General features: G+C 71.1%; 11 protein-coding genes. 4 read left to right on the forward strand and 7 right to left on the reverse strand.

The window, feature by feature from the left end; translation table 11 throughout:
• Positions 1-28: 28 nt before the first annotated feature.
• The 4 genes from DVR05_RS17640 to DVR05_RS17655 all read right to left on the reverse strand — a co-directional run bounded on the left by DVR05_RS17640 (position 29) and on the right by DVR05_RS17655 (position 5435).
• A complete protein-coding gene (locus DVR05_RS17640; protein WP_116246976.1) occupies positions 29-1432 on the reverse strand; it encodes a 3-deoxy-7-phosphoheptulonate synthase class II in 1404 nt (467 codons plus the stop codon).
• Positions 1433-1564: 132 nt separating this feature from the next.
• Positions 1565-2935 carry an aldehyde dehydrogenase family protein gene (locus DVR05_RS17645; protein WP_116246977.1) on the reverse strand — a complete coding sequence of 457 codons (1371 nt, stop codon included), beginning with the start codon at positions 2933-2935 and terminating at the stop codon, positions 1565-1567.
• Positions 2935-4032, reverse strand: a complete 1098-nt coding sequence (locus tag DVR05_RS17650) for a phenazine biosynthesis protein (RefSeq protein WP_232832195.1) — start codon at positions 4030-4032, stop codon at positions 2935-2937. The genes DVR05_RS17645 and DVR05_RS17650 overlap by 1 nt, the downstream gene beginning before the upstream one ends.
• Complete coding sequence (locus tag DVR05_RS17655; protein WP_116246979.1) at positions 4029-5435, reverse strand: FAD-binding oxidoreductase; 1407 nt, start codon at positions 5433-5435, stop codon at positions 4029-4031. Before DVR05_RS17655 ends, DVR05_RS17650 begins: the two co-directional genes overlap by 4 nt.
• A gap of 1359 nt (positions 5436-6794) precedes the next feature.
• Between DVR05_RS17655 and DVR05_RS17660 the strand changes: the two genes are divergently transcribed.
• From DVR05_RS17660 to DVR05_RS17670, 3 genes are read left to right on the forward strand one after another with little or no spacing between them, the layout of a single operon-like run.
• Positions 6795-8075 (forward strand): LuxR C-terminal-related transcriptional regulator, encoded by a 1281-nt coding sequence (locus tag DVR05_RS17660; RefSeq protein ID WP_157982469.1) that lies wholly within the window; start codon positions 6795-6797, stop codon positions 8073-8075.
• Entirely contained in the window at positions 8072-8617 is a 546-nt protein-coding gene (locus DVR05_RS17665; RefSeq protein WP_116246981.1) for a hypothetical protein, read from the forward strand. The genes DVR05_RS17660 and DVR05_RS17665 overlap by 4 nt, the downstream gene beginning before the upstream one ends.
• Entirely contained in the window at positions 8614-9750 is a 1137-nt protein-coding gene (locus DVR05_RS17670; RefSeq protein ID WP_116246982.1) for an FAD-dependent monooxygenase, read from the forward strand. The genes DVR05_RS17665 and DVR05_RS17670 overlap by 4 nt, the downstream gene beginning before the upstream one ends.
• A gap of 59 nt (positions 9751-9809) precedes the next feature.
• Here the strand turns inward: DVR05_RS17670 and DVR05_RS17675 are convergent, their stop codons facing one another.
• Together DVR05_RS17675 and DVR05_RS17680 are read right to left on the reverse strand one after the other, a co-directional pair.
• Positions 9810-10256, reverse strand: coding sequence for a carboxymuconolactone decarboxylase family protein (locus tag DVR05_RS17675; RefSeq protein ID WP_116246983.1), 447 nt, complete (start codon positions 10254-10256; stop codon positions 9810-9812).
• A 215-nt stretch (positions 10257-10471) separates the two neighbouring features.
• Positions 10472-11032 (reverse strand): hypothetical protein, encoded by a 561-nt coding sequence (locus tag DVR05_RS17680; protein ID WP_116246984.1) that lies wholly within the window; start codon positions 11030-11032, stop codon positions 10472-10474.
• A 325-nt stretch (positions 11033-11357) separates the two neighbouring features.
• Between DVR05_RS17680 and DVR05_RS17685 the strand changes: the two genes are divergently transcribed.
• Complete coding sequence (locus tag DVR05_RS17685; RefSeq protein WP_116246985.1) at positions 11358-12143, forward strand: hypothetical protein; 786 nt, start codon at positions 11358-11360, stop codon at positions 12141-12143.
• 99 nt (positions 12144-12242) lie between these two features.
• On the opposite strand, the gene DVR05_RS17690 is transcribed toward DVR05_RS17685, so the two are convergent.
• Complete coding sequence (locus DVR05_RS17690; protein ID WP_116246986.1) at positions 12243-12848, reverse strand: Uma2 family endonuclease; 606 nt, start codon at positions 12846-12848, stop codon at positions 12243-12245.
• Positions 12849-12925: the final 77 nt, after the last annotated feature.

Genomic DNA, 12925 nt, shown 5'->3' on the forward strand with positions numbered 1-12925 from the left:
CGGTGCGACGGGCCGTGGGGTGGGGCGGTCATCCTTGGGCGACCAGCCGGCTGACCGTCTCTGTCACGCGCAGTGCCTGTTTCTCGTTCAGCCGCGGGTCGCACAGGGTCCGGTATCCGTCGTCGGATGTGACTCCGTCGTCGGGCCCGTCGGTGTCGAGGCATTCGGTGACGTCGTCGTCGGTCGCTTCCAGGTGCACGCCGCCCGGCCACTCGCCCGCCTCGCGCAGCACCGCGAAGAAGGACTCGATCTCGTGGAGGACCCGCTCGACCCGGCGGGTCTTGCGTCCGGTCGCGAGTTTTTCGGTGTTGCCGTGCATGGGGTCGCAGACCCACACCAGGTGGTGGCCCGCGTCGCGGACGGCCCGGACCAGCGCGGGCAGGCGGTCACGGACCCGGTCGGCTCCCATCCGGCAGATCAGGGTGAGCCGTCCGGGGCGCCGGTTGGGGTCCAGCGCGGCGCACAGCGCGACGATCTCCTCCGGTGTGGTGTTCGGTCCGATCTTGCAGCCGACCGGGTTGGCGATACCGGCGTGGAACTCCACGTGCGCCCCGTCGACGGCGCGGGTGCGCTCCCCGATCCAGGGCATGTGCGTGGACAGCAGGAACCACTCGCCGGTGCGGGGGTCGCGCCGCACCAGCGGCTCCTCGTAGTCCAGGACCAGGGACTCGTGGCTGGTCCACAGTCCGGTGTGGGCCCACCCGCCGCGGCTGGTGCGCAGGGTCTCGCCGTAGCCGGCGATGACCGACCGCAGCGATCCGTCCCAGGGCCGGTCGACCGGGTGGAGTCCTCGTCCCGGTTCCCGGGGGTCCTGGGCCAGGGGGTGGGGCCAGGTGTCGGCCAGTTCGTGTGTGGCCCGCTCGTGGGCGAGGATGTGCAGTTCGTTGAGCACGGCGCGGGAGACCCGGTAGGCGGCCAGCAGCCGTTGGGGGTCGGGGGTGCGCGACCGTTCGTCGGGGCGCGGATCGTTGATCAGCTGGCCGCGGAAGGCGGGCAGTTCCCGGTCGTCGACGATCTCGGTGGGTTTGGAGCGGGGTTTGGCGAACTGTCCGCCGATCCGGCCGACCGCCACGGTCGGCAGGTCGGCGCGGTCGCTGACCGTCTCGGCCATCCCTCCGATGAGCCGGTGCTTGCCCCGCACCGCCGCCACCCCGGTGGCGTCCATCGGTTCGGCGCAGTCTCCGGCCTGGATGAGGAACGCCTGTCCGGCGGCCACCCGGGCCAGGGACGCCTCCAGGCGGCGGACGTCGTCGACCGCCGTCAGGGCGGGCAGGGTGGCGAGCTGTCCCAGGACGGCGCGCAGTTGCGCCGGGTCCGGCCACGAGGGCTGCTGGTGGATGGGCAGTGCGCGCCAGCGGTCGCGGCGCCAGACCGGGGGGCCGCCGCGCCGCCTGGCGGGCGCTTCGTCGAGTGCTGGTGATGCCGTGTGCATGAGTCGGTGCTCCTCGTGGAAGGGGGGTCCCGCCGCCTCCCGGCGCCCTGTGGGAGGGGCGCCGGGGGTGGGGGTGCGCGGTCGGGCGAAGAGGGTCGGCTCACGGGCCGCGGCCGAGGACGTCGGGTGGCGTCAGCTCGGGGGCAGGGCTCGCACGAGCGCCTTGGGTTCGGTCAGGAAGCCCGCCAGGCTCCCGTCGTGGGGCTGTTCGGGCCGTGAGGTCCAGGGGCGGACGTGGCCCACGACGACCTTGCGGACGGTCGGCTCGCCGAGGAGCCGGCCGATCAGGTCCTCGCGGTCGCTGAGCACGCTCACCACCAGGGAGTCCCGCAGTGGCGCGGTGTCGTCCTTGTCCTCCCAGGGGGCGACCACCACGAACGGGAAGGGCAGCTCCGTGCCGACGAGGTCGCCGTGGGTGTCGGTGGTCGAGACGACCAGGGGGCGCATCAGGGTGTGCCCGTCCTCGGTGCGGGTGACCGGGCCGTCGGGGTAGCGGTGGCTGGAGTGGTCGACGGCGCCGTCGGTCACCCGCTCCAGGTACTCGCGCATGGGTTCGGCGGTGTCCTCGCCGATGGCCGGGAGCGCGGCGTCGGGGTGGGTGGGTGCCAGCGTCGGCAGTTCGGCCAGGCGCTCGGCCAGGCGGTCGGCCAGTGCGACGTGGTCGCCGTGGACCAGGACCGCCGAGATGTTGTTGCAGCGTACGCCTCCGTCGTCGGCGATCCAGTCCACCAGTCGCTCGACGAGCGCGTCCGTGAGGGGGACGTCGACCAGCGCCTTGCTGTTGCCGGGTCCGCGGACCAGGACGTCGTCGCGGCTGCCCCAGCGGGCCACCGCGTCGGGGCCGCCGTAGACCAGTCCCAGGTCGGCCTGGGTGATGAGGTGTTCGCCGATCTCGTGGCCGCCCGGTAGCAGGCTGATCTTGTCGCCGGGCAGTCCGGCGGCCAGGAGCGCGGCGACCAGGCGTCGGGGGGTGAACGGGTCGCGGCTGCCGGGCCGGACCAGGACGCCGTAGCCGAGGGAGAGCGCCCGCACCCAGGACACGTTGGGTTCGGGGTGGTTGTTGGGGACGACCGCGGCCAGCAGGGCGCCGCGCGGCACCCAGCGGGTCTCGAACCCGGGGACGGCGAAGGGGGCGGGCAGTTCGGATCGGTTGAGCAGGTCGACCCGGCCGAGGTTCTCCTCGATGCCCCGGCTCGCCCGTTCGATGGCTCCGATCGGGGCTCCGGTGGCGGCGCTGACCCGCTGTCGGTACTCCTGGGGGCTCTCCCCCTCCAGGTCGGCGTGGGCGAAGAGGCGGCCCGCCTCGGCGAAGACGTCGGGGTCGGGCGCGGTGCGGTCGGCGGCCGAGCGCATCCGGTTGACGGCGGCCTGGGCGAGCAGGCGGGGGGCCAGTCCGACCTGCGCCAGTGTGGTTCCGTCCAGGGCCCGCAGCTGGGTGCGGTCCCGGCTGGGGGTGGGGTCTCCGCAGATGACGGGGTCGATCCGGGTGGGGGCGGTGTCCATCAGTACACTCCCTCGATGACCTTGGCGCCGGTTCCGTCCTGGAAGGGGGCGATGTCGGCGAGGCCGTCCGCGGTGTCGCCGGGCGCCGGGGCGATGCGGATCGCGGTGTCGCGTTCCAGGACGTTGGGCAGGAACATGTCCCGGGCCAGCAGGTGCATCAGGACCCGGCCGCGCTCGCCGTAGGCCACGGGAGCGCCCTCGGCGTCGATGACCTCGACCACGGACTGGGGGAAGAAGGGGACGAACACGCAGGGTTGGGTGTCGTCGTCCAGGCGGGGGCGCTGTGGGGCGATCCCCATGATCGTGTTCCCGTAGATCGCCGCCACCGAGGCGTTGGGGAAGAAGGTGTTCTCGATCTGCCACAGGGTCTCGGGGCTGACACTGGTGCCCGCCCACATCAGCCCCTCCAGGCGTTCGGCGACCCGCTCGTACAGGGAGGCGCGGGAGCACAGGGACTCCAGTACCGGCGGGGTGATGAACAGGACGCGGATGTCCTGGGAGTCGACGATCAGCTCGACCTGGTCGAGCAGGTACTCGCGGTACTCGGCGGCCAGCTCGGTCCGGCCCTGGGCCAGGAGCTTCTTGACCCAACGCGGATCGAAGTCGACGGTGAAGCACAGGCCGCCGCGGGACGCGGCCAGGTGTTTGATGGTGCGGCCGACCACGTGCGGGCCGGTGGGGCCCACGTGCAGCCAGTTGCCCTCCTCGGGGAAGCCGTGTTGGCTCAGCACCCGGCCGACCCAGTCCACGTTGCGTCCCCGGGACAGGCTGTCGACCACCCGTTTGGGGGCGCCGGTGGTGCCGCCCGACTCGAACACCTCGAAGGGGGACCCGTGGGCTCCCGTGGGGACGAGGTCCTCGGCGCGGACCGTGCGCAGGTCGTCGCTCAGGTCGGGGAAGCGGCGCAGGTCGCCCAGTTCCTTGACGTCGGCGATCGGGTCGAAGCCCAGGTGTGGGGCCCGCTCCAGCCAGAAGGGCGACCCCGTGGCCGGGGAGAAGTGCCATTCCAGGATCGCGCGCAGGTAGGCGTCGGGGTCGGCCGCGGCCTGGGAGGCCGTCCAGCCGTCCAGCAGCTCGTGCATGCGTGCCTCCGTCATGAGATCGCCTGGTCGAACCGGAAGAAGCCGTAGGGGTCGTAGTCGCGTTTGACCCGGGACAGGCGCGCGTAGTTGGTCCCGTAGTAGGCGTCGCGCCAGTCGTCGAGGTAGGGGTCCACGAAGTTCTGCAGCGTGTGGCCGTTGGAGTACGGGTCGAACGTGGCGAACCCGTCGTGCAGGGACGCCAGGACGGTGTCCTTCTCCTCCTGGGTGGCCTCGACGTCGTTGACGCCGAAGGTGAAGGAGATGTTGAGGAAGGCTCCCCGGTGCACGAACGCGGTGTCGGCGGGGGCCACCTCGTTGGTCCGGCCGCCCATGATGCGCATGGACAGGATCCGGATCTGACCGGCCTGGCGGTCGGCCTCGAAGGCGCCCAGGACGTCCTCGACGCCCGACCGGGGGATGGGGTCCTCCAGCAGACGGGAGCGGGACAGACGGAAGGCGTCGCGGGGCAGCATGCCCTCGGGGTTGAAGCCGACGCGGTGGCACTGGGCGACCGACTTGTCGGAACAGCCCCACACGCTCATCATGGTCTGGCGGTAGGTCCGGTCCAGTACGTTGCGCTCGGTGGGCTCCCGGCTGACCAGGCCGACCAGCCGGTCGATCTCGGTGGCCAGGGTGTCGGGGTCGGTCAGGGCGGTGCCCACGATCTGGAGCAGGACGGGCTGCCCGGGCGCGCCGTCGGGCATGATCGCCAGCAGGTCCCCCGCGATCTCCCTGGGCAGGTCGGCGACCCACTCCTGCAACCCGGTGATCACCTCGGCCGCGTCGTCCCACGGCCACACGACCCGGAACTGGCCCATCCGCTCGACCGGCACGTGGTCGAGGGTGTATTCGGTGATCACGCCGAAGTTGCCGCCCCCGCCGCCGCTGATGGCCCACAGGAGTTCGGGGTGGCGGTCGGCGTCGCAGGTGACGACGCGTCCGTCCGCCAGGACGACGCGCGCGGCCCGCAGGTTGTCGGGGGCGACCCCGTGCTTGCGGGTGAAGGGGCCGGTGCCTCCGCCCGTGACGAACCCGCCGGCGGCGACGGTGGCGCAGGTGCCGTTGGGGACGGCGACGCCGTGGGGGGTCAGGGCGTCCAGGGCGTCCACGGCCTGGATACCCGCCCCGATCCGGGTGGTGTGGGCGCCGACCGAGACCGCGTTCATCCGGGAGACGTCCAGGACCAGCCCCTCGGTGGTGGAGTAGCCGGCGTTGTTGTGGCCTCCGCTGCGGGGTACGGCCGCGATCCCGTGGTACTGGGCGAAGAGCACTCCGGCCTGCACGTCGCGGTTGCTTTGGCAGTACAGGACGGCCTGGGGCCGGATCTTGTCGTACTCGGCGACCTGGAGTTGGATCGCCCGCTCGTAGTCGTCGTCTCCGGGTAGGACGACGTCCCCGTCCACGAAGCGTTCCAGCATGCTCCACGAGCGCCGTGGGGCGCCCGCGGCGTACAGGGGTCCGGCGGACAGTACGCCGGCACCTCCGGCGACGGTGGCCGCGGCGGCGGTCGCACCTATCCGCAGAAGACTTCTTCTTCCGATGTTATTCACTACTGGTCCTTTTTCGAGGAGGTCACCAGCGACAACAGATGGTCGCCCCGGGGCCGGTGAGGTCCTGATGTTCGTCCTGCCAGTAAACAGGGTCTGCGCGGATGGTTAATTGTTTCCATTCCGGTGGGTTCCATGGTGCTCATCGCATGGCGATTCCACCGTCCGGGGAAGTGTCTTCCGACTCTTCGCTTGTCACTCCCCACGCATGGAGCCAGGGGTCCGCATGCGGAGACGCTTCGGGACGGCGGAGGAGCCTCCCCCTGAGAGGGGGCGGCTCCAAAACGTGAAACTCACAGTCGAGAACGTTAGCCGCAACGGCGTCGGATGAATATGACAAAGGCATGGCTGATGATTGTCATGGCCGAGCGTCCCTCGCGGGCGTCGGGTGTGACAGGTCTTTGTCATCCCCGTCGCGTCGCGTCGGCTCCGGGGCGTGGGACCGGATGGGGCCGTTTTTGCGGACTCAGCGGATCGGACCAATCCTGAACTGCGGTTTTCCTGCGCACGTGCGTGGTTGTGGTCGCCGCCCCGGTGCGGGCCACCCATCCCCGCGGCCGAGGAAAGGGCGGGAGGGGCTCGTCGCCGGACCGGTCGCGCGGTGAGCGGGAGCACACCCCCCGGGGGGCGGCATCTGTTCGTATCTCGCACGCATGTGGCCGTCGCGAACACCGCCTTCGAACGGATCCGCCGCGCCCGCTCCCCCACCGCGACTCGCGCGCCACGACCGCAAGGCCGGTGGGGCGCCCACCCTGACCAGCCGAGTCGAAACCTCTCTGGAGAACAAACCTCTGTGGCCGATGTCGGCCACCTTGAAAAAGGACAAACGGGTACATTCATGCACATATGTTAATATTAACAACATATTAACAAAAACACTCATATTGGACATTGGCTGGTCAATCATGATTTCCGCGAACTCTTCGACTCCCCCGCCTGGGGGTTTCGAATGGCGCAGTCGGCCGGCGATCCGGCGTGATCTTGGTCCAGCCCATGTACAATTTCGCCGGGGTGACGGGTATGCCCCACTTGTGTAGATGCGCTAGGCGATTGAGGCTGCCTTCTTATGTCTGAGAACCACTCAGGTCCTGGCTTCTTATGGCTGAGGGCCACTCGGGTACGAAAGATTTCCTTGAAATTAACCAGAAGCGCCTGATGGAACCCACCTACGCGATACCGCGATCCCGGATGTCAGACCCCCATCTGAACGACGTACTCACCAAACCCCGCATGGTGGGTAGGCACGCAGAGACCGTGGACATATCACGGCTGCTCAGCACGGGCATCCGTCTCCTGGTCGTCACCGGACCGGCCGGGGTCGGCAAAAGCCGCCTGGCGCTCGAAGTGGCCTGCTCGATGAGAGAACTCTTCGAGGGCGGGGTGGAAATATTCGACCGTGCCCAGGAGAACGGTTCCGAGGAGGCGGCGGAGAAACTGGCCCGACTCACCGAGCGGGTTCGCTCCACACCGGCACCGGACGCCGTCCGGCCCCGCTGGCTCCTCGTCGTCGACAACCACGTACCCGGCGACGAGCCGCTCAGAGAACAGTTGCGCAGGAGCCTGGCCCACGATCCGTCCCTGAGCATCCTGTTGACGAGTCGCGAGGCGATCGGGTGGTACGGGGAGAAGCTCTACGAACTCCATCCCCTGCCCCTGCCCTCACCCGCCGCCGAGGCCGAGCGGTTCCTCACCTCACCCTCGGTCCAACTCCTGATGGGAAGGTCCGACGGCTACCTCGGCGACCTGGGGCGCAACGGTCCTGCGCGGTTGGCGGTCCTGGACCTGATCACCGCGCTGGACGGCCTGCCCCTCGCCATCGAACTGGCCGCGCCCTGGCTCAAGGCGCTGTCCCCCCAGGCGCTGCGCGAACGGCTCCGGTTCAGCCTGGAGATGCTCAGCGCCCGCTCCGCGGGGGTCGTCTCGCTCCGGCACAGCAGCATGTCCGAGGCTCTGGCGGAGAGCTACTACACGCTCCCGCCCGAAGCACGCAGCGCCCTGGTCCAGCTGAGCCACCACGACGAGTTCACCTTCGAGGACGCGCACCGGATCATCGGGGGCGACCCGAGCGCCAACGACCGCACCCTGCGCCTGCTGGTGGAGAACCACCTCGTCCGGGTCCACCAGGGCGGCCTCGGGCACCCCCGGCTCTCCCTGCTGAACACCACGCGGATCTTCGCCCAGGAGACCGAGCGCGCCGACCGCTCGGCCGTTCCACGCCGGGAACAGACCTCGGTGGACGAGCGGGTGTACCCGCTCACCCCCCGACAGAGACAGGTGGCCGGCCTCATCGCCGACGGCCTGACCAACCGGGAGATCTCCAAGACCCTGAACATCGCCGAGTGGACGGTGATCAACCACGTCCGCGAGGTGATGCGCCGGCTGGGCTGCTCCTCCCGCGTCCAGGTCGCCAGCTGGTTCGCCGTCCACGGGCGATCCCACGAACCGCTCCCCGCGAGAACGGCCCCCACCACCTGGCGATCCGCAGCCGCGACAAGGAGCTCCACCCCATGACCGGCCAAGCACGGGTCCTCAGGGGGCCGCACCGGGCCCCCTCGGCGCGGGAACGCCACCACGGGAGGCAGAGCGCCCGGCACCTGATCAGCCACCCCGGCTCCACCACCCTGCTGCTGGAGCGGCTCCTGGGCCTGCCCCTGACGGTGCGCGTGCTCGGGCAGGACGTCCGTCCCGCGGAACGGCTGCGTGCCGACCTGCGGGAGTTGCTCGGGCTGACACCGTCCGCCCGGGTGATCGTTCGCCACTCGGAACTCCACACCCCCGACGGCGCCCCGGTCTCCCGCAACACCGTCGTCTCCGACGCCCGGACCCCGGGCGAGGTCGCCCGGGTGCTGACCGATCCGACCACACCGCTGGGGCGCAGCCGACTCCTGCGCGACGGCGACCAGGAACGCCGCCCGGTCTCGTTCGGACGCTCGCCCTGGGACGCCGGGGGTCGACGCCAGGCGATGTGGCGCAGCTACCTCATCCGGCTCCGCGCCGCCCCGGCGATCTACGTCGAGGAGCGTTTCAACCCCGACCTGGTCCCCGACTCATGAGGCGCCTCGTCATCGTCGGGGCCGGCCCCGTGGGACTGACCGCCGCGCTGGCCGCCCACCACCGTGGCCTCGACGTCAGCGTCGTCGAAGCCGATCCGCGCGCCCGCGTCCGCCCCGGGAGCCGGGCGATCTTCGTCCACCGGGAGTCGCTGCGCCTCCTCGACCGGATCAGCCCCGGGCTGGGCCTCGAACTGGCCGATCTGGGGTTGGTCTGGGGGGCCAAACGGACCCTGTGGGCGGGCCGCGAAGTCTACGAGCGGGTCTACGGCCCCACCCGGGGCCCCTTCCCCCCGTTCAGCAGCCTGCCCCAGTCGCTGCTGGAGGAACGGCTGCGCCGGGCCTGCGACCGGGCCGGGGTGCGTGTCCATTGGGGGGTTCGGGTGACCGGGGCCGTCTCCGGGCCCGACGGGGCCGCCGTGCGGACCGGGGACGGTCGGATCGAGGGAACCCACGTGATCGCGGCCGACGGGGCCCGCTCCGTGGTCCGGGACTCGGTGGGGATCGCGTTGGCGGGCTCCTCGTCGGGGACGGACTTCGTCGTGGTCGACGTGCACGACGCACAGCGCCCGCTGAAGGCCGAGCGCGTCCTGCACTACCGCCACCCCGCGGTGGACGGGCGCAACGTGTTGCTCGTGCCCTTCCGCGGCGGCTGGCGGATCGATCTGCAGTGCGCGGGGGAACGGGAGTCGGCGGCCTTCGCGGCCGACCCCGACGCCTGGGTCGCGGACGTGCTCCCCGGGCACCGGGTCGCCTGGGTGTCCCGCTACCGCTTCCACCAACGCGTCGCCGAACGGTTCGCGGACGGGCACGGCCGTGTGCTCCTGGCCGGCGACGCGGCCCACCTGTTCCCGCCCTTCGGCGCCCGCGGGATGAACTCCGGTGTCGCGGACGCGGTGGCCGCCGTCGACGCCGTGGTCGAGGGAGGGGTCCAGGAGTACGCCACGCGGCGGCGGGCCGCCGCGGTGGCCAACTGCGCGGCGGCGGGACGGGCCTGCGCGCACCTGCTGGCGCGCAGGTGGCCGGAACGGGTCCGCCAGCGCGCGGCGGCGCTGGTGGCGCCGGTGTGGGAGCCCGCCGGGCGGTGGTTGGACACCGCCGCCTTCGGCCCCCGCGTACACCGGGTCCGGTACTGACACCCGTGGGGGGTGTGGGCGAGGTACCTCGCCCACACCCCCCACGGTGATGGCCGTGTTCAGCGCTTGGGCGGGGTCATCCCCGTGCTGACGCCCAACCGGTTGTAGAAGTTGATCAGGCCGATGGCCATGATCAGCGCCGCGACCTCCTTCTCGGAGAAGTGCTTGGCCACGTTCTCGTACACCTCGTCGGTGACCCCGTGTTCGCCGAGCTTGGTCGCCTCGTCGACCAGGGCCAGGACGGCGCGCTCGGCCTCGGTGAACAGGCTCCCCGCCTCGCGCCAGGCGCCGACGAGGAAGAGGCGCTGCTGCGACTCCCCCGCCTTGAGGGCGTCGTTGGAGTGCAGGTCCACGCAGAAGGCGCATCCGTTCAGGTAGGAGGCGCGCAGCTTGACCAGCTCGTGGATGTCTCTGTCGATGACGGTCTCCACGAGCTCGCCGATCTCGACGAGCTTGGTGTAGACCTCGGGGAGCTCCTTGCCCGCCTTCACCCGCGTGGTGCTCATGGGTGTGATCCTCTCGGTGTCGCCTCCGCGGGAGTCTCGATCCCTCCGAGAACTCCGTTGCCGATCGGAGAAGTTACCATCCGTGATCGAAGGGTCGCCATGACAGTTTTTTGCCATACGGGCGGACGTGCGTCCGCCGTGGTTCGGTGGTCCCGACGGCGCGGTTCGCGTCCGGTGGCGGTTCGGCACACAGCCGGTCGCCCGCCCGCGTTCCTCTAGGCGCGCCGTTCGGCCAGGGCGACCAGGGCGTCGACGGAGGCCGCCCGGGCGCACTCGTCCTCGGTGAGCCGGTTGAGGAGGTGGCGCAGACGCTGGGCCCGGTCGGTGGTGGGCAGCTCCCCCGCGTACACGTCGGGGAGCCACAGCTCGAACCCGCACACGGCCCGCGCCGAGTGGCGGTGCGGGGCCCGGCTGACCGCCCAGGCCACGCGGACGGCGTGCTCGTTGCCGGGCGGCACGCCCGGCCGGTCCGGCTCCTGGGCGGCGTAGCGGAAGCCGTCGGCCAGGTCGCAGGGCCCGCAGCCGCGCACGCCCGACCCCAGGGGGCGGGCGCACTCCGGGCACGTCTGGCGGTCCAGGGCGGCGTCGACCACGCGCCAGGGGAACCGGTGCGGTTCCTCGGAGACCATGCGGGCGAGGTCACGCTCCTCGGGGGTGTCCGGCGCCACGTCCCACGCCCGGCACAGGTCGGTCCACGCCGCCTCGACCTCGGCGCCGATCGCGTTCATGGTGCGGGCCAGGTCCTCGTCGCGCCAGCGGGGCCGGTCGGTGTCCATGCTCCGCACGGTAGTCACCCGCCGGGGTGCGGGCCAGGGGTTTTCCGAGGTGGCGCGAGCGGCCCCACGCCGCGGTGCGGTTCCCTCCGACGGAGGCGGGGCCGGATTGTCGTGGCGCGGACACGCGCCGGTCGTCGAACTGCCCGCATCCGGCCACGCTCGGGCCGAACTTGGGGGCGCGATCGGGGAACTGAGTATGAGGGGGCGTGTGCCCGGCCGAGGAGGGAGGATCCGCGTCCCGCGGACGGATCCGCTCGTGCGGTCGCCCGCGCCGGCCCCCGCCAGGCGAGACCGAACCGCGTCACGCGTGAGAAAGGAACCAGCCATGCCCTCCCCCCGCCCCCGGCCCTTCCTCGTCGCCCGGCCCGGAGTCGACCCGGACCAGGTGGCACAGGACCTCGCCAGCAGGGGGACACTCACCCCCGTGGTGGTGGGACTCGTCAGCGTCGTCCTGGCCGTGACCGGGATCCTCCTCTCCCGCTTCGACCAAGGCGCGATCAGTATGGTGCCGACCGTCGCCGCGCTCGCTCTTTCCACCGGCCTGGTCGTGCACAGACGCCGGACCCGCCGCGGATCCGGTCGGGATCATTCGACCGAGGGTGAGGACTACATCACTCCGGAGATGGTCGCGCCCGACGACGCTCCCCTGCTCAGGCGCCTGGCCATCGCCCTGTCGGTGACCGCGTCCCCGGACCACGACGACCCGATCGACGGGACCCGGGTCAGCGTGGTCACCCGGGAGACCGGGTGGCGGCTCGCGCAGGTGATCGAACGGATCGGCCGTGTCGAGGAGGAGTTGTCCGAGTTGGAGAGCCAGGGCGACCGCGCCCGTGCCCTGCGCGAACGTGGCAGGCAGCGGCTCCGGGAGCGCCGTGCCCAGGTGCGGGCGGGGGTCGCCGAGATCGAGGCGCTGGCCAGCGCCCTCGTCGAGGCCCGTGAGGAGCCACGGATCGCGCACGTCGGCCGTCTTCTCGACGAACTGGACATCGACACGGCCCGCGACGTCCAGACGCGGGAATCGATGGATTCGCTGGCGCAGGTCCGGTCGGCCGTGGCGGCCGTGGTGGAGCGGCACACCCAGATGGCCAAGGAGGCCGAGGAGATCGTGTGAGCGTCCTCGGCCCGGCGGATGGATCCGCCGGGTCCGTTCGGGCTCCGGCCGGGTCGGACACCGGTGGTCGGTTCGCCCCGGCCGGGAGGGCTCCCGGTGTCAGCGGGCGAACCGCTTGAGCGCGTCGGTGTCCAGGGCGATCCCGAGCCCCGGGATCCGTACCGTCTCGCCGAAGGGGTGTTCTGACCGGTCCATGTACCGGCCGTTCACGGGACGCGAGTGCACCACGACGGCGTTGGTGTCACGGTCCACCAACAGGTAGACGCCGATACCGGTCGCGGCGTAGGCGGCGGGCTTCTCCACGCGGTCGCGGGCGTGGGTGTCGGCGTCCCACGAGGTGACCTCGACGACGGCGAGGACCCCGTCGGGGTCGGCCCATTCACCTGCCTGTTCGAAATGGCCGATCGGAGCGAGAATCCCGTCCGGACGCGCGCGCCCGTTGCGGTAGGCGTCGACTTCGAGTCCCTGACTGGCAATGTTGAGGTCCAGGTCAGGGCGGTGGGCCATGAACTGGCGCAGCAGCCACATGAGAATCGACCCGTGTGCTCCGTCGGTCACCTTGTGGGCCCAGACCTTTCCGTTCAGGTATTCGAGAACGGTCCTTTCGTCGTCCTCATAGGCGATCTCCGCGAGCTGTTCGAACAACTCAAGACTCATCGGAAGCGACGGGGCCTCGGGCGGTGGAGGGTGTTCGGTAACGGTCATACGACCCCCTGGACGGCGTTTCCGCTGCGGTCCCGGGCAGTCTTGCACGTCCCGACGACGATCCGCGGGCGTTTGAC

Origin of the sequence: Nocardiopsis sp. FIRDI 009, assembly GCF_003386285.1 — a bacterium.
In the GTDB taxonomy this organism is placed as follows: Bacteria; Actinomycetota; Actinomycetes; order Streptosporangiales; family Streptosporangiaceae; genus Nocardiopsis.

Bases quoted from the DNA above. Each gene is read 5' to 3' on its own strand.
- DVR05_RS17640 (WP_116246976.1), bottom strand. From the start codon at position 1,432: ATGCACACGGCATCACCAGCACTCGACGAAGCGCCCGCCAGGCGGCGC.
- DVR05_RS17645 (WP_116246977.1), bottom strand. From the start codon at position 2,935: ATGGACACCGCCCCCACCCGGATCGACCCCGTCATCTGCGGAGACCCC.
- DVR05_RS17650 (WP_232832195.1), bottom strand. From the start codon at position 4,032: ATGACGGAGGCACGCATGCACGAGCTGCTGGACGGCTGGACGGCCTCC.
- DVR05_RS17655 (WP_116246979.1), bottom strand. From the start codon at position 5,435: ATGCTGGAACGCTTCGTGGACGGGGACGTCGTCCTACCCGGAGACGAC.
- DVR05_RS17660 (WP_157982469.1), top strand. From the start codon at position 6,795: ATGGTGGGTAGGCACGCAGAGACCGTGGACATATCACGGCTGCTCAGC.
- DVR05_RS17665 (WP_116246981.1), top strand. From the start codon at position 8,072: ATGACCGGCCAAGCACGGGTCCTCAGGGGGCCGCACCGGGCCCCCTCG.
- DVR05_RS17670 (WP_116246982.1), top strand. From the start codon at position 8,614: ATGAGGCGCCTCGTCATCGTCGGGGCCGGCCCCGTGGGACTGACCGCC.
- DVR05_RS17675 (WP_116246983.1), bottom strand. From the start codon at position 10,256: ATGAGCACCACGCGGGTGAAGGCGGGCAAGGAGCTCCCCGAGGTCTAC.
- DVR05_RS17680 (WP_116246984.1), bottom strand. From the start codon at position 11,032: ATGGACACCGACCGGCCCCGCTGGCGCGACGAGGACCTGGCCCGCACC.
- DVR05_RS17685 (WP_116246985.1), top strand. From the start codon at position 11,358: ATGCCCTCCCCCCGCCCCCGGCCCTTCCTCGTCGCCCGGCCCGGAGTC.
- DVR05_RS17690 (WP_116246986.1), bottom strand. From the start codon at position 12,848: ATGACCGTTACCGAACACCCTCCACCGCCCGAGGCCCCGTCGCTTCCG.